The sequence below is a fragment of the Rhizobium sophoriradicis genome (assembly GCF_003939025.1).
In the GTDB taxonomy this organism is placed as follows: Bacteria; Pseudomonadota; Alphaproteobacteria; order Rhizobiales; family Rhizobiaceae; genus Rhizobium; species Rhizobium sophoriradicis.
The window spans coordinates 1-21753 of sequence record NZ_RQIH01000002.1 but is presented as its reverse complement, the minus strand read 5'-3'; the positions used below and the strand labels follow the sequence as shown (position 1 = coordinate 21753).

Below are 21753 nucleotides of genomic sequence, written 5' to 3'. Positions count from 1 at the left end.
TCCAATTTCCGATGTTATCACTTGATACCTGGGGTTCCGTCGAACTTGCGTTCCAGACCGTCCCAGCACTCGAGATAATCGTCCTGCAGCGTTTCCAGCTCGGCGGCGTATTTCGTCAGTTGCTGCGGGTATCGGGTCTCGAACATGAAAGCCATGGTGTGATCGAGCTTCACGGGTTTGAGCTCGGCATTGGCGGCCTTTTCGAAGGCGACCGCATCCGGCCCATGTGGCAGCATCATATTGTGCAGGCTCATGCCGCCCGGCACGAAACCCTCTTCCTTGGCGTCATACTGTCCATGGATTAGCCCCATGAATTCGCTCATGATGTTGCGGTGATACCAGGGCGGACGGAATGTGTGCTCGGCCACCAGCCAGCGCGGCGGAAAGATCACGAAATCGACATTGGCCGTACCGGCATCTTCGGTCGGCGCGGTCAGCACCGAAAAGATCGACGGATCCGGGTGATCGAAGAGGATGGCGCCGACCGGAGAAAATGTCCTGAGATCGTATTTGAACGGGGCATAATTGCCGTGCCAGGCCACGACATCGAGCGGCGAATGGCCGATCTCGGTGACGTAGAATTTTCCGCACCACTTCACATGAACGCGGCAGGGCTTCTCCTTGTCCTCGTAGGCGGCGACGGGCGTCTTGAAATCGCGCGGGTTCGCCAGGCAATTGGCGCCGATCGGGCCACGCTCCGGCAGCGTGAATTTGGCGCCGTAGTTCTCGCACATATAACCACGCCAGGCCGTCTGCTCGTCTGACGTGAGGATTTTGAACATCATGCCGCGGGGGATGAGGCATATTTCCGCAGGCTCGACATCCATGATGCCCATTTCGGTGAACACCCGGATGGCGCCGAGCTGCGGCACGATCAGCAGTTCGCCATCGGCATTGAAGAAATAGTCGTCGACCATGTCCTCGTTGAAGACATAGGCATGGGCCGACATGCCCACCTGGGTCGTGGCGTCGCCGGCCGTCGTGATCGTGCGCACACCTTCCAGAAAATTCAGTCTTTCCTCGGGCGCAGGGATAGGGTCCCAGCGAAGCTGGCCGAGAGGCAGCGAATGTTCGTCGAGGCAGGGCGCGGTCTTCCAAAGCGGATAGGAAGCGTTGGAGAAGCGCCGCGTATGGCGCACGCTCGGGCGAATGCGATAAAGCCAGGACCTTTCGTTCGTCCCGCGCGGCGCGGTAAACGGCGAGCCGGACAGCTGCTCGGCATAAAGACCGTAATTGCATTTCTGCGGGCTGTTCTGGCCCTGCGGCAAAGCGCCGGGAAGCGACTCGGTCTCGAAGTCGTTGCCGAAGCCCGGCATATATTTCACTTTGTCTGCCGCCGCTGCTTCACCGCCGGAAGCCTGGATCGATGTCTGGTCCATTGCTCAACTCCTCCCCGAAAACTCAAGGCCCGAAAACTCCGGCGCCGCGCGCCCTTCAGACGCACGGGCGCCCGTAGAGTTTACTCCGCTGCGGTCCCGATGACACCACGCTTGATCTGATCGGCCTCGATCGACTCGAAAAGAGCGCGGAAGTTGCCTTCGCCGAAACCCTCGTCACCCTTGCGCTGGATGAATTCGAAGAAGATCGGGCCGATGACGGTTTTCGAGAAGATCTGCAGCAGGATTTTCGTCATGCCGCCATTCACCACACCTTCGCCATCGATGAGGATGCCGTGCTTCTTCATGCGCTCGATGGGTTCACTGTGGCCGTTCACCCGTTCATAGGACATGTCGTAATAGGTCTCCGGCGGACCCGGCATGAAACGCAACCCGTTGTCGGCAAGCCGGTCGGTGGCCGCGTAAATATCCTCGGTGCCGACGGCGATGTGCTGGATGCCCTCGCCCCGGTACTTCTTCAGATATTCCTCGATCTGGCTGGTGTCGTCCTTCGATTCATTCAGCGGAATGCGGATCTTGCCGCAAGGTGAGGTGATGGCGCGGCTGACCAGACCGGTGATGCGGCCGTCAATATCGAAGAAGTGGATCTGCTTGAAATTGAACAGCTCGCGGTAGAAATCCCACCACTTGTCCATGTTGCCCCGGAAGACATTATGCGTGAGGTGGTCGAGATAGTAGAAGCCGATCCCTTCAGGACGCGGGTTACGTTCGCCCAGCCAATCGAACTCGGCATCGTAGGCCGATCCCTTGGCGCCATAGGTCTCGACGAAATAAAGCAGCGAGCCGCCGATACCTTCAATCGCCGGGACGTCGAGCATCTTGTCATCGCCTTCATAGGGAACGGCGCCCTTCGACACAGCATGGTCGAAGGCGTGTTTGGCGTCGACGACCCGCCATGCCATCGATGCCGCGCAGGGACCGTGCTTTTCGACGAAGCGGGCGGCGTGACTGCCGGGTTCGGCATTGACGACATAGTTGATGTCGCCCTGGCGCCAGACGGTGATGTCTTTCGTCTTATGCCTGGCGACGGCGACATAACCCATGCGCGTGAAGAGCTCACTGAGCTTCTCGGGTTCGGGATGCGCGAACTCGACGAATTCGAAACCGTCGGTGCCGGCCGGGTTGTCGGCGGTGATTTCGGATGGCGGCGCATCATGCGGGAAAGGACCCATTTTCTCCTCCTAACGAGATGGAGTTTAACTGCGCAAAGTGTGGCGCAAAACGCGTGCAAAATCCTTGCATTCTTTAGGCTGCAGGAAGATATTATGCACGGTTCGTGAGTGTTTTGGAGATTCCACGCAATGGATGAACAGATCGACAAATTGGATTTGCGCCTGCTCCAGGAACTGCAAAAAGATGGCAGGCTGACGAATAACGAGCTGGGCGATCGGATCGCGCTTTCTCCGTCGCAATGCTCGCGCCGGCGGACGCGGCTAGAGGCCGAGGGCTATATCCGCAGCTACCGGGCCTATCTCGATCGGGAAAAGCTGGGTCTGGATATGCTGGTGGTCATTTCCGTGACGCTTGCCACCCACAACAGAGACAATGCCCAGCGTTTCTCCCAACTGATCAACGGACTGCCGGAGGTTCTCGAAGCCTATGCTTTGACCGGTGAAATGGACTATCACCTGAAGGTGGCAACACGCGGGCTCGCCGACCTCTCCAAGTTCGTCAATGACGTTCTGTTGCCGCACGAGTCGGTGCAGCACGTGAAGACCTCGATCGTGCTCGATACGCTGAAGACCTTCGAGGGCTTTCCGGTGCGCATGCCCGGCAGCTCGCACGGCGACAGCGCCCGTTGATCTCCCGTTGCCACCGATCGGCGACTTATTTGGCGACAAGCGTCAAAGCGGTAGTTCGGTCGAGAACTTCAGCTCGCGCAGCACAAAGCTCGAGACCACGGTGCGCACATGCGGGTTGCGCATCAGATAACGCGTCATGAAGGCTTCGTAGCTTTCCACGTCGCTGGCGCGGATCTTCAACATATAATCGAAGGCGCCCGACAAGGCGTAACACTCCATGATCTCGGGCCGCTCCAGCACAACGGAAGCGAAGGAGGCCACCGCCTCCTCGTGGTGATCCTCCAGCGTCACATGCGCGATCACGCAGAGCTTGAGGTCGAGTTTGCCGGGATCGAGAAGCGTTACGCGCTTGCGGATAACGCCGTCGGCTTCCAGCTCCTGGATCTTCCGCCAGGCGGAGCTCTGCGACATGCCGGCCTTCTCCGCCAGGTCCGCCAGCGACAGGCTGCCATCGGCCTGGATGAGCTTCAAAAGCTTGCGGCGAAAGTTCCCGGTTTCTTTCATTTTCACTCTCTTGATGGAGAATATTTTTCATCACTATGGCGAGGAGCGGCACGAAAGAAAAGAAAATCCGCCCGGCACGGAGCATAATCGCAGAAATAGCGCCATTCCTGGGAGGATTAGCCGATGACCAAAGAAAGCAGCTACACCGCCAAACTGCCCGGCCCGGACGGCCTCTACGACTACAGCCCCGAGGAAGATGCGATCTGGGGCGAACTCTACAGGCGCCAGATGAAGATATTGGCCGAAACGGCCTGCCAGGAATATCTGGATGGCGTCAAGCTGCTCGGCTTGAAGCCGGAGAAAGTGCCTCAGCTTCTCGATGTGAACAGACGCCTCAACGAGACCACCGGCTTCGGCGTCGAAGGCGTGCCGGCGCTCATTCCGCCCTCGCGCTTTTACGAGCTTCTGTCACAAGGCAAATTCCCGCTGGCAACCTTCCTGCGCCGTCGCGAACATATCGACTATATCGAGGAGCCGGACCTGTTTCACGAGGTCTTCGGCCATTGCCCGCTGCTGACCAATCAGAGTTACGCCAATTTCGTCCGGCATTTCGGCGAAACGGCCATGCGCCTCGGCAAGGGCTATTCATGGCACCTGTTCCGGATTTTCTGGTTCACCGTCGAATTCGGCCTGATCAATACGCCGCAAGGCCGCCGCTGCTTCGGCGCCGGCATCGTCTCATCGCCGAGTGAAGCCAAGGCGGCTACCGAAGGCACCGCGTGCGAATTCCGGCCGTTCGATCTGCTGAGCGTTCTCAGGACTCCTTACCGCATCGATATCCTGCAACCGATCTACTATGTCATCGACAGCTTTGCCGACCTGGAAGCGATCGTGGAGCAGGATATCGGCGGCATGATCCTGAAGGCGAAAACGCTGGGTGACTTCGCCCCAGCTTTCGAGGCGAAGGCCTCGTAGCCGCTCCTCGACGGGGAAACAGCGGTGTGCGAGATGCCGCGTCTCACTTCGGAGCGGCCGGACTGCGATTGACGAAATCGACCAGGACGCCCGGCTTGACCATGCCGGCCAGTTCTTCGGCGTCCCAGTTCGTCAGCCGCACGCAACCATGCGAGCCGACCTTGTCGATTAGTTTGGGCTCGGGTGTGCCATGGATCCCATAGGTCGGCTCAGTAAGGTCGATCCAGACGGTGCCGACCGGCCCGTTCGGTCCCTTCGGAATGGTCAGGACCTTATTGTTGTTACCCTGTTTGAAGTTGCGCTTCGGGTCGTACCGGTAGACCGGCATTCTCGCGACGCCTTTAACTTTGTGCTTTCCCGAGGGTGACGGATTGTCTTTGCTGCCGATCGTCGCCGGATAGACCGCAAGTAAATACCCGTCTTCGCCGTAGGCCAGTACCTGCCCCGTCTTCTTGTCGGCCTCGATCCGCTTGACCCTGCCCTCCCTTGGCGGACCGGGGCTTACGACCCATACAGTGTCTCCGGCTGCGAATTGCGAACCCGGATTGATCGCGTTCAAGAGATCGAGATCCATATGGAAGCGTTCGGACAGCTTTTCCGCGACACTGGTATAGCCGAGGCTCTGCATCTTGGCCTTCTCGCCGTAATCCTCGGGGATGCTGTCAACAAGATCGGCGGCATCCTCCGGCGAGACGACATATGTCTCGACAATGGGGGCATTGTCTTCCAAACGGGAGACGAGATCTGGATCCGGCCGGCCATCCACCGGAAGCTTGTTCATAGCCTCGAAGCCTGCCACCGCCTTGTCGACGTTCTCTCCGGGGAGGCCGTCGATAACGCCGGGAGACGACCCGGCGCGGTCGAGAAGAACCTGAAGGCGGACGATCGCGGGGTCCGGATCGGCGGTTGATGGCTTTGCCGTCTCAATGTTGGTAAGCGACGCAGCATTGATCGCGTCGGGTCGGAGCTCCCGCGCATCGGCGCCGCCAACGAAGATGGCCAAAGCGAGCAGCGACATCGGCAGGGCTGTTTTCATGGATGACAAATGGCCGACGTGGGAATTTGTTCCCACGCGGACTGCGCAGACCCGGGACTGCCTCTGCGACAGGTCCGGCCCCTTGCGACAGCTGCCGTCACGGTGTCTTTGGTTGCCTCCTCGCCGCGCGCGATCTTGCCGCGCGGCGGGCGGGCCTCAATTCTTCGATCGTCGGCAGCCACCATCTGGCACCTTGAGGGGGCGGTGTTTTTGCCGGCCACGTACGGACAAGCTCTTCCAATACCGGCACCCGCCAATATCCCCAGAGATCATCCTTGTCGACGCCGGGATAAAAGTCCTCAACGAGGTGGGGATCGACCAGTTCGCCGGTAATACCAGTGAAGACAACGATCCCATAGGCGGTGGACACGGGACGTCCTATCGGCGGCAGGTCGTCGGCAGGAAGCGGGTAACGACGGCGCTTTCGTTCCGCCGAGCGAAGCCTGCTGCGCATATCCTGTTCGGTTCCCTTACGCTCCTCCGCGCGCCGTCGTCTCTCCTCCGGCTCGTTTCTGCGAGCCGCCGCTTCGATGTCGGACCATCTGCGTCTTAAATCTTCATAGGACTGGAAGGGGACGTGCCATAAACGGAGGTCGCTATCCCATCGCGAGAACGGCACTTCGCGCAGTTCGTCGACGACGGTCTTCGAATAGGGTGTACGGATTCGAAAGCCTGCCTTGCCGAGTTCAAGATATGGGCTGTCGATAGGATCGAAGGCGAAGGCATCGCGCCCCTTCGCATCCGCATGCGCGTCGGCCTCGGCCTCCAGCTCGGCCAGCCATCGTCCGATGCGGCGGGATGCCGTCCTGCCGGGAACGAACCAGGCCTTGCGATCATCGCTCCAGCGGGCGCGGGGGAAGCGTCTTCGGAATTGCTCGACGGTCATCCTGTCGTAAGGAAAGGAAACGTCAGCGCCCGGCTTTCGATCATCCTCGCCGGACGGCGCCTTATCTTCACCAGCGGGAGCTTTTGTGTCGATCATACCAGGAGAACGCTTGCGCGCTGGGATCGGTTTCCAGCGCAGCGGGCCGCCGTAAGGTTCATCCTTGACAGGGTGACCAGTCGGGTCACTATCGGCCGCCGCATTAAGCGAGGGCCGAACTAGTGAATCGTCTTCGACTGCTTTTGCGGGCGCGAAATATTATGCAGCGTCGCCATCAGCTTTTCGAATTCGTTCAGAACCCGATTGAACTCGGCGTCCTGCATGTTGACGATTTCCGATATCGTCGAGGAGACCGAGGCAATAAGCTTGTCGATCCAGACACAGCGATCGGCCGGCACGTTTCCGAGAACCTCCTGACGCAGCGTCTTCAGCTCGCGAAGGATGCGCATGATAAGGGCTCCCCGCTCCGCTCTGCTCAGGAACGGAAGCCTTGTCTGGGCCTTATGGATTTCTGCTATCAGCGTCGTCGCCATCCCCGCTCTCCGCCCTCAAATACAACCGGATATCACAACCGCTGCGATCACAACACGGACTTTAGTCTGGCCTCTCCCATTGGCGCGATTTCGTACGCCCCGCCGGCCACGGTTAATTGCTGGTCGCGACCAAATCGGATATGTCGCAGCTTCGCCGCGGTCCGTCCCAGGGTTGATAACTATTGTCTTCCGGCCGATAGGATCGGTAGCGGGCGGCGCATCGGGCCGCAGCCTGCGCATTCACTCTCGTGCCGCCTACGTCATCGCTTTCGGCGATATTCTGCGTCTGAAACGGCGAAGAGCATTCGCGGGTTTCGCCGCTATAGGATCGGTAGCTATTGGTCGCCGGATCGAAGGAGCGGTAACGCTGCGCGCACCAGGCGAGATGCTGGGCAGACGATTTTGGCTGCGGCGTCTGCAGTTCGCTCGAGCGACGAGCGGGCTGCGTCGTCGTCCTCGACGCCACGGTGGCCGGCGCTTCGGTGACATAACTGGAATAGAGTGGGGCAATTCGTTCATAATGCTGTTGGTGAGGATCGATTTTCACCGGGTGCGTCGTCCATAGATCGCGCGCGGCCAGTTCCGGGAAAGCGTGCGGCTCGGAGTTCGCCACGACGTGCGAGGCAACCGATGCCGCGGCCATACAGGCGCCGACCGAGCTGACGATGCCGAAGGCGACGGAGGCAATACCGTTCATTGGCCCGCCCCCTGCTGTTGTGCCTGGGGAACCCAAACGCGCGCGCCGGCACTGCTATCGCCGCCGGTGGCGACAAGCACGGCGAGAATGCCGGCGATTGCGAGCAGGATCGCGATCAGCGGCACGGCGAAGCCAGTGGATTTTTCTTCGGAATAGACGGCAAATGTCTTGGTCTTCATAACGATCTCTCTGCTTTTTCGACCGCGCGACGGCGTTCCCGACTGTCGCGCGGATGATTTTGAAAGATGATTTTCCAAGGCAAGACGCGGCAGGGGTCGCGTGCACGATCAGATCACTTGATAATCTGGATCACCTTGCGAGACGACGGTTCGACTATGACACGCTCGTCATTGACCACCGCGTAAGCATATGTCGGATCGTCCGGGATGGGCGTCACGACGACCGTCTCCGGCAACGGCTGGCCGACGACAACCTTCTCCTTCACGACCACGCGCGTCGACGGGGCCGGAGCTTCGCGGACGTAGGTGACGACCTTTTGCGGCGGCGGATCAATCGCCGTGCCGACAACTGCGCCGGCAACACCGCCGATGGCAGCGCCGGCGGGACCACCGACGATCGCTCCGGTGATCGCGCCGCCCGCCGCACCGTTGACAGTTGAGGACTGGGCGAATGCGATACTCGACATCAGGGACACGGCGGCTGCCGCCCCGGCAATAAGCTTCAAGTGCATGTTTTCCTCCTTCTCTTTCAAGACGGTCTTCGCGACCGCTGGCAGAGCAACTATCTGCGCAGCGGGTCGTTCCAGATCTCGGACCTCAGTCTGAGAGGTCCCGGTCCTTGGTCCGAAATCCATGTCAATAATCGGTGCCGGCCCTATCTGAGAATCGAAGGGAACCGCGTTGCGGACATGGCAGGAGACTGAGGGAGATGACACGATCCAACCGCCGGGAAGCTGGACGCAGGCGCTTGGCGATGCGCCTGCCGCAAATGCGGACGCTGATCATGGCGGCGCGCGAGCCGTGGCAACTCGAGCTCTTCGAGGCCTATCAGATGGCGGTTGAAGCACGCGATCGTCTTCGAAAGCGAGGGTTCAATCTGAAGCTGGTGCGGGAATATGACGAGACCTGTATCGAGATCGAACAGCACGTTATCGACGCGATGCACGAACCCTCCCGTGCGAACTACTGGATGATCCCTTAATCAAGACTCCGCGCCGATTAGGCGTCCGCTCTAGTTACCGAACGCGGCCGGTGACGATGAACGCGCTCATGCCTCCGCTAGGGCTCGCGCCGTAGCGCGACGCTACCTGCTCCGCCACCTCATCGACGATCTCGGACATGCGCTCCGGCGCCCGCAATTCGATCTCTCCTCTGAGCGGCGAACCCTTGCAGAACGCCGCCGCAACGTGGTGGGCGGTAGCCGCGCTCGAGGTCAACGTCACCCGATCGCAGGAAACCGCCTCGAATCCCGCCGAAGAAACCTGTGCCTTGATCGTATCGGGATCAAAGTAGGAGTATGGCAAACGTTCCAGGAAGTCCGGGGGATCCGACGGAAAGAGCTGTGTCAGACATTCGTTCACACATCTTGCGAAGTCGTTGGCCGCAAGCGAATCCCATGTCGAAAACAGGAAACGGCCTCCGCTGCGCAAAACTCTTTTTGCTTCGCCATAGGCCTTGAGCTTGTCCGGAAAGAACATGACGCCGAACTGACAGATGACGAGATCGAACATTGCGTGGGCGAAGGGCAAATCTTGTGCGTCCGCATGCATCCAATGGGTCCGCGACAGCGTCAAGGACGGGGCACCGACGTCGATCATTGCCTGGCTGAGATCGGTGGCGACGATCTCAGCCGCCGGATCGAGCCTGGCGCGCAGAGCGCGTGTCAAGGCGCCGGTCCCCGCCGCGACTTCGAGCACGCTGACGGGTTTAAACCGTTCGGCGACAATCACCATCTCCGACGCATAGGGTTCGAAGAGGAGCGGCACGAGAAGCGTTTGGTAAAGGTCGGCGACGCCCTCCCCGAACGTCGCCGGAGAGGTGGCCCATGCGGCGGCTGCGCCGTCTTCGATGTCCGCAGAAATTGTCACTCACACGTCTCCAACACCAACTCCGCTAACGGGAAAATATGGCTGAATCAGCCATTGTCCACGGTGGTCGGACCATAGTCCCAAGCCTCTTCGACCGAAGTCCCCGGCGTGGAACGGGTGCCTCATGGCGTCGTTTGCAAGACACGAAAGGAGATCCCGCACATGAACCGCAGTAACAGATCCCATGTGAATGAGGCCTGGAGCGTCTCCGTCATCGCTCTCGTCGTCGTTCTGGCCGGCCTCCTCTATGTCTTCGGCGCAGCCATGTCGGGCGATAGCGTCCCGTTGACCGAGAGCGTCAGGGGCGCCGAGGTCTTCGATACCAGGAATCTGCCCTGATACTGCCTGGAAAAACTCTGAAGACGCTGTAGGTTAGTCGGCAAAGTCACTTTCCGGTATCAAAATGAATTGGCTTCGCCGCTGGAATGCCCGCTCACTCGCCTCCCAATTTTTCATCGCGGGCGGCCTGGTCTCGATCGCCGTCATGTTTCTGGTGGGTATTCTCGTCACCCATCTGATCGAGGAGGCCGTCATTCACAATTCCGGCGCGGCAACGGCGCTCTACGTCGACAGCGTAGTCGCGCCGCTGCTTCCCGACATGCAAACGGAATCGCTGCTCGACGAAGGCAGCGCCCAGGCTCTGGACGAAACGCTCGGCCAGGGCGCGTTGGGCCGGCGGCTTGTGTCGTTCAAGCTGTGGCGAGCCGACGGCACCGTTCTTTATTCGAACGAGAAGGAGCTGGTGGGCCAGAAGTTTCCGGTAAGCGACAAACTTCAGAAGGCATTCGCAGGGTCGCTCGTCGCGCGTTATGAGATCGCCGGCGATCCGGAAAGCGGCAAGGAGCGCGCGCTCGGCAGACCGCTGATGGAAATCTACAACCCGGTCCTCCAGCCCTGGTCCGGCCAGGCGGTCGCCGTTCTCGAATTCTACGAGAGCGCGGAAGGACTTGCCGATAGCCTGGCAAATGCCAGGCTGCGGAGCTGGGGGGCGGTCGCCGCCCTCACAGCGATCTTCTTCCTCGTTCTCTCCGCTCTGGTGTTTCGCGGCAGCCGCACGATCGAAGCGCAGCGCAAGGATCTCAAGGAACGGGTTACGGAATTGTCGGCGTTGCTCTCCGAAAACCGCGGGCTGCAGCGGCGGCTGCAGCGCGCCTCGCAACGGGTGGCGGCGCTGAATGAAACATATCTGCGCAGCATCGGCGCCGATCTGCACGACGGTCCGGCACAGCACATCGCCTATGCTTCATTGCGACTGGACAGCGACCTCTTGATCAACGCGTCTACCCAACCCGAAGCCCGGGAAAAGGAACTTGCCTGGATCCGCTCGAGCCTGGCCGAGGCGATGGCGGAGATTCGCAATATCTGCAGCGGACTGGTGCTCCCGCAGATCGAAAAATCCACGATCAGCGAGATCGTGCTGCGGGTCGTCGAAGCGCATCAGCAAAAGACTGGGACCATTGTCGAAACGATCATCGACGAGGATGGACCCGAACTCGCGACTGCCGTAAAGATCTGTATTTATCGCTTCATCCAGGAAGCTCTGAACAATGCCTATCGCCACGGCGGCGGCGTTCAGCAAACCGTCAAAGCTGTGTCGCACAACGGTCACGTTCGTGTTGAGGTCAGCGATCGTGGCAATGGTTTCGACCCGGCGGACGTGAGGCCGACAAGCCTCGGGCTGGTGGGGCTTCGCGAACGCATCGACAGCCTGGGGGGATCCTTCGATATCAAGACAGGCGAAGAAGGAACGATGGTGACCATGACCTTCGAGCCCATGGAAGTTGGAGACTAGAGAGATGACAGCAATCACCGTCGGCGTCGTGGACGACCACCCGCTTTTTCGCGAGGGCGTAACGCGCAGCTTGTCGGAGATGAGCGACTTCGTGGTCATTGGCGAAGGCGCCAGCAGCGAAGACGCCGCCATGATCGCTTTGAACAACCGCCCAGACGTCATGCTTCTCGATGTCTCGATGCCGGGCGGCGGATTGGCTGCCATCGGCGACGTCCTGGCGCGCAGCCCGACGACGAAAGTGCTGATGTTGACGGTATCAGAGGAGGTGGACACGCTGCTTGGAGCCCTGCAACAAGGCGCAATGGGCTATGTCCTCAAGGGTGTCGGCTCCCGTGGTCTTGCCGAAGCGATCCAGACCGTCCTCAGCGGATCACGGTATATCTCGCCGACGATGTCGACAAAGGTCATGGAAAATTCGCTGCATGACTCAGCCTCCGACAAGAACAGCCTTACGCCACGGGAACGCGAGGTGATGGATCTCGTCGCTCAAGGTCTCTCCAACAAGCATATCGGCTTGCGGCTCAACCTGCAGGAAAAGACCGTGAAGCACCATATGACCCAGATTCTGAGCAAACTCGGCGTCTCAAACAGGACCGAAGCGGCCCTGCAATGGCGCGAACGTCGGTAGCGCTGCGCCGACCGGCCCTAAAAACAGGATGTCGTCCGAAAACCGCTCACACTGTTCGGCATCAGCTCTAGCGAAAGAAGCGGCTCAGTCGGCGTGCATCGTTGGCCGTTGCCTGACGGCTTATGATCGTCCTGCCTTTCGGGTCCTTCATGACATAGCGGCCGCTGCGCAGGCTTTCGGTGATGCCGTTTGCGTGGCGAACGTTGATCGATCCGTCGGAATCTTCAGTCGCCCTCGCCCCCACTTCTGTCCGCGAGGCGGCTGAAGAGGATCTGCCGGAGTTTCCGCCCGCGCTGTTGCCGGAACCATTATTGCTGCTTCCGCCCCCATTGCCGTTCCCTCCACCATTGCCTCCACCACTGCCACCGCCGTTGCCGCCGCCACCGCCGCCGCCGCCTCCGTTTCCGCCCCCATTGCCGTTATTGCCGTCCTTTGCCTGCGCATGCTCGACCGCCAGCGTAGGCAGGGAGCCGTCCAAACTAAGCGTCAAAGGTGATGCGGCAGCAACCAGCGCGACGGCCGCACAACCACCCAATCTCAAAAAATTGCGCTTGGAGATTGTCATGCCGTCGCCTCGTTCATCCGTTCTTCCCAATTCTATGCTTGCTCTACGCGCGCGAATTTTCGCTTTTCCGAGGGTTAAATGCAACCGGACCAAAGGTACTAAAACAGGCAGGACTTTGGTCCGGCAAACCGGCCTACAGTTGAATGGGCCCATATGCGGGCGATGTCATCGCAAACGGGTGCGGGGCGAATAATTCACCTTCCCTTGCCAAGACGTTGCGGCTTGAGGCGCTGACGCATTTTTCTGGAACTTCTTTCTTTGTCATCGCTTTGATTGTCAAAGTGCAACAGAGGAAGCCCCCATGCCAAATCCCAACGAATCCCCGGCGGTCCAGTCCCTGCGCAAAGAGCAGGCAGAGCAGCGAAGCAAGGCCCGAAAGGGCGAGCTCGACAAGGCGATCGAAGACACGTTTCCGGCGTCCGATCCGGTTTCGATTACCCATACCTCGATACCCGCCGGTCGTCGCGACGTCGAAGCGGCTGAGCGCGTAAAGCGTGAGCCTGATCCGACAGCGATGGACCAAGAATATCCGCTGGTCGACCAGGTCCTGCGCTCGAGCGGCCGCGACCACGAGGAACTGCGTGCGCTTCAGAAAGAAGCTGGCCGCATCGCGGAGTCCGCTGCGGAGCTCGCTTCCGGCACGGCCCGCCTGGCAAAGGCGGAAGCGAAGAGCTTCGTCCAGGAGATCGAGGAGCGGATAAGGCGGCAGCCGTTAACGGCCGCAGCGATCGTCGCCGGCATCGCTTTTGTCTTCGGCGCGACGCGTTGAGGTGTAGGCCATGGCAACGCGATGGACCGGCGGCTGCCTCTGCGGATCCTGCCGGTATGAATTCACCGGCGACACGCCACATTCGGGTTACTGCCATTGTGACATGTGCAAGAAGGCGACCGGTGGTCCTTTCGCGGTTCTTGTCCAGGCCAAAGTCGAGAAACTCGTATGGACGGATGCTGCTCCCGCCGTTTACCGATCCTCGCCTATTGCAACGCGCGGCTTTTGCAGCACGTGTGGGACGCCACTTTACCTCCAGTACGACGGTGATGAGCTGATCCGCGTGACGGCCGGCTCGCTCGATCACCCCGAGCGGATTCAACCGGCGGGGCACTATGGTGTGGAGAGCCGTCTTGCATGGGCCGATTGCGGGCGCCGGCTCCCGGAGGAAGTGTCACAGGAGCGGTTCTAGATTATGGTCGCATCGCCTCCACATCATATCCATGAAAATCGCAACCTATAACGTCAACGGAATAAACGGGCGGCTGGACATCCTGCTGCGCTGGCTGTCGGAGGATGTCCCCGATGTGGCCTGCCTCCAGGAGCTGAAAACCGACGACGCCAGGTTTCCGCGAAGGGAGATAGAACGGGCCGGCTACGGCGCCGTCTGGCACGGACAGAGATCCTGGAACGGTGTCGCCATCCTGGCGAAAGGCAAGACACCGATCCTGACACGCCGCGGCATTCCCGGCGATCCAGACGATACGCACAGCCGGTATATCGAAGCCGCCGTCGACGGCATGCTGATCGGATGCCTGTATCTGCCGAACGGCAACCCCTTTCCCAGCGCCAAGTTCGATTACAAGCTACGTTGGTTCCGCCGCCTGCACGCCTATGCCGCCGAACTCCTCGAGATCGAGGTGCCGTCGATCCTGGCCGGCGATTTCAACGTCATGCCGACCGAGATCGATGTCTACAAGCCGGAGCGGTGGCTGAACGACGCGCTTTTCAGGCCGGAAGTCCGCAAGGCCTATGCTCAACTTGTCGCCCAGGGCTGGACGGATGCCGTCAGGCATCTGCATCCGGACGAGCGCATCTACACTTTCTGGAAATACTGGCGCAACAGTTTCGAACGCGATGCCGGGCTGCGGATCGACCACTTTCTGCTCAGCCCGACGGTGGCGCCGTGGCTTCGATCGGCAAGTGTCCGGCGAAAACCGAGGGGCTGGGAACATACGAGCGATCATGCCCCGGTCATGATCGAGCTCGACACTCCCGAAGCTGGAGGCGCCTGACCCGTAAGTATCGCGCAGAGAGGCCAGGGAACCTGATGATGCCAGCCGGAGTTAGCCTGTGAAAGGAGATCGCCCCGTGGCTAGCGCACCGATCAGAAGGACCGGATTCCCACCCCACAATTCTCCAACCGGAAGTGACCATCATGGACGAAGCCAAGAACTACCTGAATACTGACGAGATCCAGGCCGACGACCAGCTGTCACCGAAGCCGGTCGAGGGAAAGGACCCGCCGCGGCAGGTTCGCAAAAGCGAGGAAGCCGTTGCCGAAGGCTCCGACGATACCGAGCGCGTGCGGGTTCCGCCGCCGGTTGCCAATCCTGATTGAATTATGCCTGTTCCTTCGTGTCGAGATCATAAATTCCACCTGTCAACCAGGCGGGCCAATCCCGCTCGAAAAAGGATTTTTCGTTTTCATCCAGCTTGCGGTTCGGCCGGGTTGAAAGCCTGATCTCATCGGCTTCGAGGCGAACGACGATCTGCTCGTTGCGATGGGTTTCGCGCTCCCGTCGGAAGCGATAATCCTCCAACGGACCAGAGCTTGCCAGCGGAAGGGATTCGCCGTCGGCATCGCAGATCGCGCGTGCCCCGCGGCTGCCGCCGCCATTGCGAATGAAGAAATCGAGCGCACTGAGCACGGCTTCGGAGGCGAGCGCCATGTGCCGCCATTGCACGCCTCGGACCGCTTCTGCGGCACGCCCGTAGGCGACGCCGCTGGCGCGAATTTCCGCGTTCAGTTTGCGGGCCTCGATCAACGCCTGGGCGACGCTCTCTTGATCGCAGATGATGCCCGCTTTCTCGCTCATTCGCGCCTGTACTGCTGAGCGGATCGCTTTGACAGTCAGCGCGCTTTCAGCGCGCAGGGCGGTAAGGAGGTCGGCAATGCCCGCCTCTGCGGCCGCCGGTATACTCACTGAGGCGGCCCGTTTCGCCCTGCCGCTGGCGCCGATGTGTTCGGCCACCCTGGTGCCGAAGACCTGCCCGGCATTCAGCGCCGCTCCACCGGGCCTTGTTACACCATGCGTGCCCGCCGCTTCGCCGACTGCATAACAGCCTGCAAGATTGCTGCGGCCCCAGGTGTCGACCATGATGCCGCCGTTCATGTGCTGATTGTTGACCGCGAATTCCAGCGGCTCTGCGGCGATGTCGATCTTGTAGCGGCGATAGAGCTCGATCGCGAGCGGGTTCATGTGCTTCAACCGGTCGATCGGCATTTGCTGATCGGCTCCGGCCTTGCCGAGATACAGGCGAACGTCCTCACCAAGTCGCTCCAGGCTGAACGGCAGGTCGCCGGGAACAGGCAACGGATTGCGGTTGAAGTCCATAAACACGCGCCGACCGGCGGCGGTTTCCCTAGAGATGGCAAGATCGACCAGGCTCGAGCCGAAATCGAGCATGCGCGTCGCGTGAAAAGGCCATTGATAGCCCTTGCGGAAGATGTTCGACGCCAGTTCCTGCGTGCTGCGATAATAGCCTGCCAGGAAATGGTGTTCGACGCCTTCCCCATCGACCGAATAGATATGTGGGACTGCCTGGACATAAGTGCCGGAGAGATTCCACGGAAATCCCTCCCGGCGCGTTCCGATACCGAACTGGCTTTCGGTCAGATTGACGAGCTCGACGCCTGCTTCGAGCGCCAGCCCGAGAGAGCCGAAGCAGCCATTGGGGTAAACGCTGTCGCGATAGAGCTCGCCAGGCCCGCCGGCCGCAAGCACGATTACGCCGCTGACGAACAGCGCGATGCCCAGCGGATTCTCCTGCGTACGGTCGCCGGCGCGCATGGCCAATATGCCGGCGATGCGGTGATCCCCTCCCTCGCCCTCGGTGAGGATTTTGACCGCGGTGGTCTGATTGTAGAACGGCACATCGAGACGGAGCGCCTCCTCTGCCAGCACTTTGACCATCAGGCGCGAAGTGCGCGGGCCGCAGCTGGTGGCGCGGCCGACCTCGTCATGGTCGGTCTGATATCGCAGCGTTCCACCAAGCGGATCCTGCGGCAGCGGCAGGCCAAGGAACTGCAGCGACGCCATCATCCGCGACGAGCCCACCGCCTCGACATAGGCCGTGTCCTCGTCCATGGCGCCGCCGCTGCGGATGGCGCGGGCCATCGCTCTGTAGTTGTCGCCCTGATCGGCCGTGTTAGCCGTGTGCAGGGTTTGCTTGTCCGAACCGGAGCAGGCCGAGGTTCCGCCCCAGGCGCTTTGGCTGACGATGACGACATCGTCGCCGCGCCGCTTCAGTTCCACGGCCGCGCGCAGGCCTGCAGCGCCGGATCCAACGATCACACAGCCGGCTCGATAGATCGGCACCTCGACACCAGCGAGCCGAGCCGTTGCCGAGGGACCGGCTTCAGGCGGAAGCCTCGGCATATCGACATCGGTCAGCGCGTCGAGAATTTCCTGCGGGACGTCTATGGTCATCAGCGTTTATCCGAGCGGGATGTCAACCCAGCGCTTTTGCCGGGAAGACTCCATGCATGCGTCGACGATTTGGCAAATGTGGTGACCGGTATCGAATGTCGGCCACATCGGTCTGTTGGAGACGATCGAGCGGATCACTTCAGCGACCTCGATGATCTTGCTTTCGTTGTAGCCGATGCCGAAGTTCGGCAGAGGCAGGAAAGCTCGGAAGGTGGGGTTCTCCGGCCCCACGTCGATCTCGCGAAACCCCCGCCGTCCCGTCCGGTCGTCGTTGGAATAAAAGCGCAAGCGGTTTATCTCGTCATAGGTATAGGCGATGCTGCCTTTCGTTCCGTAGATTTCGTAGGTCTGCATGAATTTGCGCCCAGTCGCGACACGGCTGAAATCGACGATGCCGCCGGCGCCGTTGGCAAACCGGCACAACAGGTTCGTCGCGTCCGGATTGGTGATATCGGCCCAGGATTCGTCGCCTGTCAGTTTCACCTGCTCGCCATAGGCAAGGCCCTCGACGACCGGCCGTCGCGGCGTGACGATCAGATTGTCGGCGATCAGGGAGCTGACGCGGCCGACCAGAAAATCCATGAAGCTGAAGATATGCGAGCCCGTGTCCCCGACGATCCCCGTCGGCGCAAGCTTGCCATCGGCGCGCCACATGAAGGGCGCTGTCGGATCGCCGTACATGTCGACGTGCTGGCAGCCGCGGAACAGCTTGATCTCGCCGATTTCGCCCGAATCGATGATGTCTTTCGCGAGATCATGGACGGGGTTTCGGGGGAAGGCGTGACCGACACGGGTGATCACACCCTTCTCTCTGGCGATCTCGGCCAGTTCCCGCGCTTCATCGGCGGTGTTTGCCAGTGGCTTCTCGCAATAGACGTGTTTGCCGGCCAGCAAGGCCGCCTTGGCCACAGGATAGTGAAGATGGTCGGGCAGGCAGATATCGATGAGATCGACCTCGGGATCGGCGACCGCCAGCTTCCAGTCCTGATAGATCCTGGCGCCCGGCGCCCTGTTGCTGATATCCGCGACGGCCTCAGGATTGCCTTCGACAAGCGCCACGATCCGCGCCGTTCCGTCCGAGACGCCGAAGAAATGCGGAAAGGTCTGATAGGCCATGGTGTGGACCTTGCCCATCCAGCCCGAGGCGCCAAGCACTGCCACTCTCACTTCAGACATCGTCGTTCTCCTTAGCGGATTTCTGCGCGGGCTCGAGGCCGGGTGTCGTTGCGCTCATAGGCGAAAATGGCGGAGGGCAGCACAGGTAACCCCCGAATAAGGTCCGAGCCCTTTTCGCCGACCATGATCGTCGGCGCGTTGGTATTGCAGGACGGCACGCGCGGCATGACGGAGGAATCGCAGACCCTGAGGCCTTCGAGGCCATGGACCTTGAGATCCAGCCCGACCACCGCCTCCGGCCCCGTTCCCATCTTGCAGGTGCCGACAGGATGATGATCGGTCTTGGCGTTGGCGCAGCCATAATCGAAGAGCTGCTCGTCGGTCACGACCTTCGGCCCGGGAAGCCTTTCAGCCATGACATAGGGCTTCAGCGCCGCCTGCTGCATGATCTCGCGGGCAATCTTGAGCCCCTCCAGCGACATCTTCCTGTCGTGCGGATCGGACCAGTAGTTGGGATCGATCAAGGGTGCTGCACCCGGGTCGGCGGATGACAGACGCACCGTCCCTCGCGAGCGCGGATGCAGATAGGCGGAGTTGAGCGTCACGCCCGCATTCTTGAGCCGCTCGACGCCGGCTTCGATGCCTGATCCCAAGCCGAGGTGGAACTGGATATCGGGAGACCGCGCTTCGGGATCGGCATACCAGAAGCCGCCGGTCTCGAAGAGCGACGAGGCCACCGGACCGGTGCGGAACAGGACATATTGAACCCCAGCCCATAGCGTGCGGTGCAGCTTCGCGGCGCCGTCATAGGTGTGATCGCCGGTGCATTCGGCGATGACGAAAAGATCCAGGTGATCCTGCAAGTTGCCGCCGACACCGGGCAAATCGTGGTGCACCTTGACGCCCACCGATTTGAGGTGATCGGCCGGCCCGATGCCCGACTGCAAAAGCAACTTCGGCGATCCGATTGCGCCTGACGACACCAGGATCTCACGTTCGGCGCGCACGATCTCCAAGCCGCGCGCGGTGGCGATCTCGACCCCTGTCGCTCGACCTGCTTCGACGATGATCCGCGCGACGCGCGCGCCCGTCCGCACCGTCAGGTTCTTCCGGTCCTTGATCGGCGAGAGATAGGCGAGCGATGCCGAGGACCGGCGGCGGTTGCGCTGCGTCAGCTGGTAAAATCCGACGCCGGCCTGCTGGCGGCCGTTGAAATCGTGGTTATAGGGAATGCCGAGCTCCTGGCCTGCGCGGATATAGGCGTCGCAGATCGGCAGCGCTGCCGCCGGCATCGAAACACCCAGCGGACCGCCATAGGCGTGGTAGTCGTCGGCGAAGCGCTGATTGTCCTCGGCCCGTTTGAAATAGGGAAGGATCGAGCGATAGTCCCAACCCTCGCAGCCGTCTTCGCTGGCCCAGAGATCGTAGTCGGCCGCGTTTCCGCGCGTGTAGAGCTGGGCGTTGATGGAGGAGCCGCCGCCGATGACCTTCGCCTGGGTATAGCGAAGCACCCTGCCCTTCATGTGCTTCTGGGGAACGGTCTGCCAGCCCCAGCTGGCCACGCCCTTGGTCATCTTGGCGAAGCCGGCAGGCATGTGAAAAAGCGGGTTCCAGTCGCCGCCGCCCGCTTCGAGAAGCAGTACTTTGACATCGGCATCTTCGCTGAGCCGGCTTGCCAGGACGCAGCCTGCAGGGCCGGCACCGGTGATGATATAATCGAATGCCATTTCACTATCCTATTCGAGGCCGGCGCGCGCCAATGGGTCTGCTCGTGTCTGCAAGTCTTTCGACGCGATGTGATCTGCAACTCTGAGCGCCTGGCTGGCGACGGTGAGCGCCGGATTGACCGCAGCCGACGTGGGTAAGAAGCCGGCGTCGACGACGAAGAGATTTTCGTGGTCGTAGGATCGGCAATAGGGGTCCAGCGGCGCCGTCGCGGGGTTGTTGCCGATGCGGATTGTTCCGCACTGATGGGAGGGCGTGCGCTTGTCGAAGGGTCTCGACAACACGATGGGAAATCCGATCGACTTCAGGATCGCCTTCAGCTTGGCGACAAGCGCCAGATGCGCGTCCCAATTGGTTCTCTGCCATTGGAGAATGATCCGATCGCCATCGACCATGACGCGGCTTTCGGGATTGGGGACGTCCTCGCTCATGGCATAGAAGTCGATGGCATGGTCCGTCATGAAACGCAGAAGCCATTCCGGAGCCTGCGGCAGAGAGCCCTTAAGAACTCTTTCGGAGATACGCCCCAGCAATTGCACATTGCCGAGCGGCGGGCCGCCCTCCCCGTCCGAGAGATAGAAGTCGTTGAAGGCAAAGGTCTTCTGGTAGACGGCGGTGTTCCTGAAAGGCGGCGAAACGCCGATCACGGCGGAAGCGTTGTGGTTCATGAAGTTGCGGCCCACCTGGTCGGAAGAGTTGGCGAGGCCTCTGGGGAAGCGATCATTTTTCGAGCGCAGCAAAAGCACGGACGATTGAACCGCCCCGGCCGACAGGATCACGATGTCAGGCGAGACAGTCAGCGTCTGCCCGTCCTTGACATAGGTGATGCGGTGGATCCGATCGCCGGCTCCCGTATCGAGCCGCGTCACGCGCGCATTGATTTCGAGCCGCACGTTCTTGTGTCTCAGCGCCACCGCAAGCGCTGCGGTCTCGGCATCCATCTTACCGTCTCGCGCGTTCGGATGTGCGTCCCAGGGCGTGCGCGCCTTGGAGAGCCAGGCGTCAAGGTCGAGGCCGAGCGGCAGGGAAAACGGATGCAGGCCTTTCGCCCGCAGGCGCGCCCTGACATCGGCGATCGGCGCCTCGTCGGGCACGGGCGGGAACGCGTAGGCGGCGGAGTGATACGGTTCCGTGGGATCGTCACCGAGACTGCCGCGGACCTGATACATGAGTTCCGCCTTCGAATACCACGGCTCCAGCTCCTCGTAGGGAAACGGCCAGGCCGGTGATACGCCCTCGCGGTGCTCGATGACCTCGAAATCTTCCTTGCGATAGCGCGAAAGGACGGCGCCGTAGAATTTCGAATTGCCGCCGACATTGTAATAATTGCCGGGATTGAAGCCCTTGCCGTTGGCCTCGTACCAGATTTCCCTCGGTCGGAAATGCCCTCGCTGGAAGATGGCGCGCTGGTCACGATTGACCGGAAGATCGGCAATGTGACCACCGGCTTCGAGGACCAATATCTCGGCGCCGGTCGCGGCCAGGCCCGCGGCGACTGTGGAGCCGCCGACGCCTGAGCCGATGATGACGATGTCTGGTGAACTGCTCATCTTAGCCCCTGGAGATCACGCGATCCGCATCTGGCTGTCGGGATCGAAGAACACGGCCTTGTCGAGATTGAAGGCAAGGCGGGTGTTCTGGCCCGGCGCGATGCCGGCATCGGCGCGCAGCCGGGCGACGACGGATTTGCC

At 60.9% G+C, this 21753-nt stretch carries 25 protein-coding genes and 1 pseudogene; 10 read left to right on the top strand and 16 right to left on the bottom strand.

What is annotated here, in order from left to right; all coding sequences use genetic code 11:
* Nucleotides 1-17: 17 nt before the first annotated feature.
* Together hmgA and hppD are read right to left on the bottom strand one after the other, a co-directional pair.
* The gene (gene hmgA / locus EFR00_RS02395; protein WP_077994044.1) at nucleotides 18-1379 is read right to left on the bottom strand and encodes a homogentisate 1,2-dioxygenase; all 1362 of its coding nucleotides are present in this window, start codon (nucleotides 1377-1379) and stop codon (nucleotides 18-20) included.
* Nucleotides 1380-1459: 80 nt separating this feature from the next.
* On the bottom strand, nucleotides 1460-2569 hold the full coding sequence (gene hppD / locus EFR00_RS02390; protein ID WP_009995542.1) for a 4-hydroxyphenylpyruvate dioxygenase: 1110 nt from the start codon (nucleotides 2567-2569) through the stop codon (nucleotides 1460-1462).
* A gap of 129 nt (nucleotides 2570-2698) precedes the next feature.
* Between hppD and EFR00_RS02385 the strand changes: the two genes are divergently transcribed.
* Nucleotides 2699-3199, top strand: coding sequence for an Lrp/AsnC family transcriptional regulator (locus EFR00_RS02385; RefSeq protein WP_009995541.1), 501 nt, complete (start codon nucleotides 2699-2701; stop codon nucleotides 3197-3199).
* Between the two features lie 42 nt (nucleotides 3200-3241).
* Here EFR00_RS02385 and EFR00_RS02380 read toward each other — a convergent pair whose 3' ends face one another.
* Complete coding sequence (locus tag EFR00_RS02380; protein ID WP_010030248.1) at nucleotides 3242-3703, bottom strand: Lrp/AsnC family transcriptional regulator; 462 nt, start codon at nucleotides 3701-3703, stop codon at nucleotides 3242-3244.
* A gap of 123 nt (nucleotides 3704-3826) precedes the next feature.
* Here EFR00_RS02380 and EFR00_RS02375 point away from each other — a divergent pair, with 123 nt between their 5' ends.
* Nucleotides 3827-4618 (top strand): phenylalanine 4-monooxygenase, encoded by a 792-nt coding sequence (locus tag EFR00_RS02375; protein WP_009993882.1) that lies wholly within the window; start codon nucleotides 3827-3829, stop codon nucleotides 4616-4618.
* A 43-nt stretch (nucleotides 4619-4661) separates the two neighbouring features.
* Here EFR00_RS02375 and EFR00_RS02370 read toward each other — a convergent pair whose 3' ends face one another.
* From EFR00_RS02370 to EFR00_RS02345, 6 genes are all read right to left on the bottom strand, one after another.
* Complete coding sequence (locus EFR00_RS02370) at nucleotides 4662-5663, bottom strand: L,D-transpeptidase family protein (protein ID WP_183739867.1); 1002 nt, start codon at nucleotides 5661-5663, stop codon at nucleotides 4662-4664.
* A gap of 88 nt (nucleotides 5664-5751) precedes the next feature.
* On the bottom strand, nucleotides 5752-6636 hold the full coding sequence (locus tag EFR00_RS02365; protein ID WP_077994048.1) for a hypothetical protein: 885 nt from the start codon (nucleotides 6634-6636) through the stop codon (nucleotides 5752-5754).
* A 119-nt stretch (nucleotides 6637-6755) separates the two neighbouring features.
* Nucleotides 6756-7070, bottom strand: a complete 315-nt coding sequence (locus EFR00_RS02360; protein WP_010054979.1) for a hypothetical protein — start codon at nucleotides 7068-7070, stop codon at nucleotides 6756-6758.
* A gap of 112 nt (nucleotides 7071-7182) precedes the next feature.
* The gene (locus EFR00_RS02355; protein WP_077994050.1) at nucleotides 7183-7767 is read right to left on the bottom strand and encodes a BA14K family protein; all 585 of its coding nucleotides are present in this window, start codon (nucleotides 7765-7767) and stop codon (nucleotides 7183-7185) included.
* Nucleotides 7764-7946, bottom strand: a complete 183-nt coding sequence (locus EFR00_RS02350) for a hypothetical protein (protein ID WP_039619253.1) — start codon at nucleotides 7944-7946, stop codon at nucleotides 7764-7766. The genes EFR00_RS02355 and EFR00_RS02350 overlap by 4 nt, the downstream gene beginning before the upstream one ends.
* 113 nt (nucleotides 7947-8059) lie before the next feature.
* Nucleotides 8060-8458, bottom strand: coding sequence for a DUF1236 domain-containing protein (locus tag EFR00_RS02345; RefSeq protein ID WP_039623193.1), 399 nt, complete (start codon nucleotides 8456-8458; stop codon nucleotides 8060-8062).
* Nucleotides 8459-8655: 197 nt separating this feature from the next.
* Between EFR00_RS02345 and EFR00_RS02340 the strand changes: the two genes are divergently transcribed.
* Nucleotides 8656-8928 (top strand): hypothetical protein, encoded by a 273-nt coding sequence (locus EFR00_RS02340; protein WP_038688367.1) that lies wholly within the window; start codon nucleotides 8656-8658, stop codon nucleotides 8926-8928.
* Between the two features lie 34 nt (nucleotides 8929-8962).
* Here the strand turns inward: EFR00_RS02340 and EFR00_RS02335 are convergent, their stop codons facing one another.
* Nucleotides 8963-9814: a class I SAM-dependent methyltransferase gene (locus tag EFR00_RS02335; RefSeq protein ID WP_077994051.1), complete on the bottom strand. Its 852-nt coding sequence runs from the start codon at nucleotides 9812-9814 to the stop codon at nucleotides 8963-8965.
* 162 nt (nucleotides 9815-9976) lie between these two features.
* On the opposite strand from EFR00_RS02335, the gene EFR00_RS32885 reads away from it, so the two are divergent.
* The 3 genes from EFR00_RS32885 (at nucleotide 9977) to EFR00_RS02325 (ending at nucleotide 12234) form a co-directional block, all read left to right on the top strand.
* A complete protein-coding gene (locus EFR00_RS32885) occupies nucleotides 9977-10153 on the top strand; it encodes a hypothetical protein (RefSeq protein WP_038688363.1) in 177 nt (58 codons plus the stop codon).
* Between the two features lie 64 nt (nucleotides 10154-10217).
* Nucleotides 10218-11606, top strand: coding sequence for a sensor histidine kinase (locus EFR00_RS02330; protein WP_077994052.1), 1389 nt, complete (start codon nucleotides 10218-10220; stop codon nucleotides 11604-11606).
* 4 nt (nucleotides 11607-11610) lie between these two features.
* Nucleotides 11611-12234 carry a LuxR C-terminal-related transcriptional regulator gene (locus EFR00_RS02325; protein ID WP_077994053.1) on the top strand — a complete coding sequence of 208 codons (624 nt, stop codon included), beginning with the start codon at nucleotides 11611-11613 and terminating at the stop codon, nucleotides 12232-12234.
* Between the two features lie 67 nt (nucleotides 12235-12301).
* Here the strand turns inward: EFR00_RS02325 and EFR00_RS33265 are convergent, their stop codons facing one another.
* The gene (locus EFR00_RS33265; protein ID WP_009994250.1) at nucleotides 12302-12799 is read right to left on the bottom strand and encodes a hypothetical protein; all 498 of its coding nucleotides are present in this window, start codon (nucleotides 12797-12799) and stop codon (nucleotides 12302-12304) included.
* 301 nt (nucleotides 12800-13100) lie between these two features.
* On the opposite strand from EFR00_RS33265, the gene EFR00_RS02315 reads away from it, so the two are divergent.
* From EFR00_RS02315 to EFR00_RS02300, 4 genes are all read left to right on the top strand, one after another.
* Nucleotides 13101-13568 carry a hypothetical protein gene (locus tag EFR00_RS02315; protein ID WP_009994251.1) on the top strand — a complete coding sequence of 156 codons (468 nt, stop codon included), beginning with the start codon at nucleotides 13101-13103 and terminating at the stop codon, nucleotides 13566-13568.
* 10 nt (nucleotides 13569-13578) lie between these two features.
* Nucleotides 13579-13980 (top strand): GFA family protein, encoded by a 402-nt coding sequence (locus EFR00_RS02310; protein WP_077994056.1) that lies wholly within the window; start codon nucleotides 13579-13581, stop codon nucleotides 13978-13980.
* 31 nt (nucleotides 13981-14011) lie between these two features.
* The gene (xth, locus tag EFR00_RS02305) at nucleotides 14012-14803 is read left to right on the top strand and encodes an exodeoxyribonuclease III (RefSeq protein WP_077994058.1); all 792 of its coding nucleotides are present in this window, start codon (nucleotides 14012-14014) and stop codon (nucleotides 14801-14803) included.
* Nucleotides 14804-14946: 143 nt separating this feature from the next.
* On the top strand, nucleotides 14947-15129 hold the full coding sequence (locus tag EFR00_RS02300; RefSeq protein ID WP_038688354.1) for a hypothetical protein: 183 nt from the start codon (nucleotides 14947-14949) through the stop codon (nucleotides 15127-15129).
* A 1-nt stretch (nucleotide 15130) separates the two neighbouring features.
* Here EFR00_RS02300 and EFR00_RS02295 read toward each other — a convergent pair whose 3' ends face one another.
* The 5 genes and pseudogenes from EFR00_RS02295 to EFR00_RS02275 all read right to left on the bottom strand — a co-directional run.
* The gene (locus EFR00_RS02295) at nucleotides 15131-17221 is read right to left on the bottom strand and encodes an FAD-dependent oxidoreductase (RefSeq protein ID WP_077994061.1); all 2091 of its coding nucleotides are present in this window, start codon (nucleotides 17219-17221) and stop codon (nucleotides 15131-15133) included.
* A 6-nt stretch (nucleotides 17222-17227) separates the two neighbouring features.
* Nucleotides 17228-18397, bottom strand: a complete 1170-nt coding sequence (locus tag EFR00_RS02290; RefSeq protein WP_077994063.1) for a Gfo/Idh/MocA family protein — start codon at nucleotides 18395-18397, stop codon at nucleotides 17228-17230.
* A gap of 11 nt (nucleotides 18398-18408) precedes the next feature.
* On the bottom strand, nucleotides 18409-20064 hold the full coding sequence (locus EFR00_RS02285; RefSeq protein ID WP_077994065.1) for a GMC family oxidoreductase: 1656 nt from the start codon (nucleotides 20062-20064) through the stop codon (nucleotides 18409-18411).
* A 9-nt stretch (nucleotides 20065-20073) separates the two neighbouring features.
* Nucleotides 20074-21612 (bottom strand): GMC oxidoreductase, encoded by a 1539-nt coding sequence (locus EFR00_RS02280; RefSeq protein WP_077994066.1) that lies wholly within the window; start codon nucleotides 21610-21612, stop codon nucleotides 20074-20076.
* A 15-nt stretch (nucleotides 21613-21627) separates the two neighbouring features.
* Nucleotides 21628-21753: pseudogene (locus EFR00_RS02275) on the bottom strand (sugar ABC transporter ATP-binding protein); the annotation flags it as partial.

What these genes read in the sequence shown, in the direction of transcription:
- hmgA (WP_077994044.1), bottom strand. Translation starts at nt 1,379, where the DNA reads ATGGACCAGACATCGATCCAGGCTTCCGGCGGTGAAGCAGCGGCGGCA.
- hppD (WP_009995542.1), bottom strand. Translation starts at nt 2,569, where the DNA reads ATGGGTCCTTTCCCGCATGATGCGCCGCCATCCGAAATCACCGCCGAC.
- EFR00_RS02385 (WP_009995541.1), top strand. Translation starts at nt 2,699, where the DNA reads ATGGATGAACAGATCGACAAATTGGATTTGCGCCTGCTCCAGGAACTG.
- EFR00_RS02380 (WP_010030248.1), bottom strand. Translation starts at nt 3,703, where the DNA reads ATGAAAGAAACCGGGAACTTTCGCCGCAAGCTTTTGAAGCTCATCCAG.
- EFR00_RS02375 (WP_009993882.1), top strand. Translation starts at nt 3,827, where the DNA reads ATGACCAAAGAAAGCAGCTACACCGCCAAACTGCCCGGCCCGGACGGC.
- EFR00_RS02365 (WP_077994048.1), bottom strand. Translation starts at nt 6,636, where the DNA reads ATGATCGACACAAAAGCTCCCGCTGGTGAAGATAAGGCGCCGTCCGGC.
- EFR00_RS02360 (WP_010054979.1), bottom strand. Translation starts at nt 7,070, where the DNA reads ATGGCGACGACGCTGATAGCAGAAATCCATAAGGCCCAGACAAGGCTT.
- EFR00_RS02355 (WP_077994050.1), bottom strand. Translation starts at nt 7,767, where the DNA reads ATGAACGGTATTGCCTCCGTCGCCTTCGGCATCGTCAGCTCGGTCGGC.
- EFR00_RS02350 (WP_039619253.1), bottom strand. Translation starts at nt 7,946, where the DNA reads ATGAAGACCAAGACATTTGCCGTCTATTCCGAAGAAAAATCCACTGGC.
- EFR00_RS02345 (WP_039623193.1), bottom strand. Translation starts at nt 8,458, where the DNA reads ATGCACTTGAAGCTTATTGCCGGGGCGGCAGCCGCCGTGTCCCTGATG.
- EFR00_RS02340 (WP_038688367.1), top strand. Translation starts at nt 8,656, where the DNA reads ATGACACGATCCAACCGCCGGGAAGCTGGACGCAGGCGCTTGGCGATG.
- EFR00_RS32885 (WP_038688363.1), top strand. Translation starts at nt 9,977, where the DNA reads ATGAACCGCAGTAACAGATCCCATGTGAATGAGGCCTGGAGCGTCTCC.
- EFR00_RS02330 (WP_077994052.1), top strand. Translation starts at nt 10,218, where the DNA reads ATGAATTGGCTTCGCCGCTGGAATGCCCGCTCACTCGCCTCCCAATTT.
- EFR00_RS02325 (WP_077994053.1), top strand. Translation starts at nt 11,611, where the DNA reads ATGACAGCAATCACCGTCGGCGTCGTGGACGACCACCCGCTTTTTCGC.
- EFR00_RS33265 (WP_009994250.1), bottom strand. Translation starts at nt 12,799, where the DNA reads ATGACAATCTCCAAGCGCAATTTTTTGAGATTGGGTGGTTGTGCGGCC.
- EFR00_RS02315 (WP_009994251.1), top strand. Translation starts at nt 13,101, where the DNA reads ATGCCAAATCCCAACGAATCCCCGGCGGTCCAGTCCCTGCGCAAAGAG.
- EFR00_RS02310 (WP_077994056.1), top strand. Translation starts at nt 13,579, where the DNA reads ATGGCAACGCGATGGACCGGCGGCTGCCTCTGCGGATCCTGCCGGTAT.
- xth (WP_077994058.1), top strand. Translation starts at nt 14,012, where the DNA reads ATGAAAATCGCAACCTATAACGTCAACGGAATAAACGGGCGGCTGGAC.
- EFR00_RS02300 (WP_038688354.1), top strand. Translation starts at nt 14,947, where the DNA reads ATGGACGAAGCCAAGAACTACCTGAATACTGACGAGATCCAGGCCGAC.
- EFR00_RS02295 (WP_077994061.1), bottom strand. Translation starts at nt 17,221, where the DNA reads ATGACCATAGACGTCCCGCAGGAAATTCTCGACGCGCTGACCGATGTC.
- EFR00_RS02290 (WP_077994063.1), bottom strand. Translation starts at nt 18,397, where the DNA reads ATGTCTGAAGTGAGAGTGGCAGTGCTTGGCGCCTCGGGCTGGATGGGC.
- EFR00_RS02285 (WP_077994065.1), bottom strand. Translation starts at nt 20,064, where the DNA reads ATGGCATTCGATTATATCATCACCGGTGCCGGCCCTGCAGGCTGCGTC.
- EFR00_RS02280 (WP_077994066.1), bottom strand. Translation starts at nt 21,612, where the DNA reads ATGAGCAGTTCACCAGACATCGTCATCATCGGCTCAGGCGTCGGCGGC.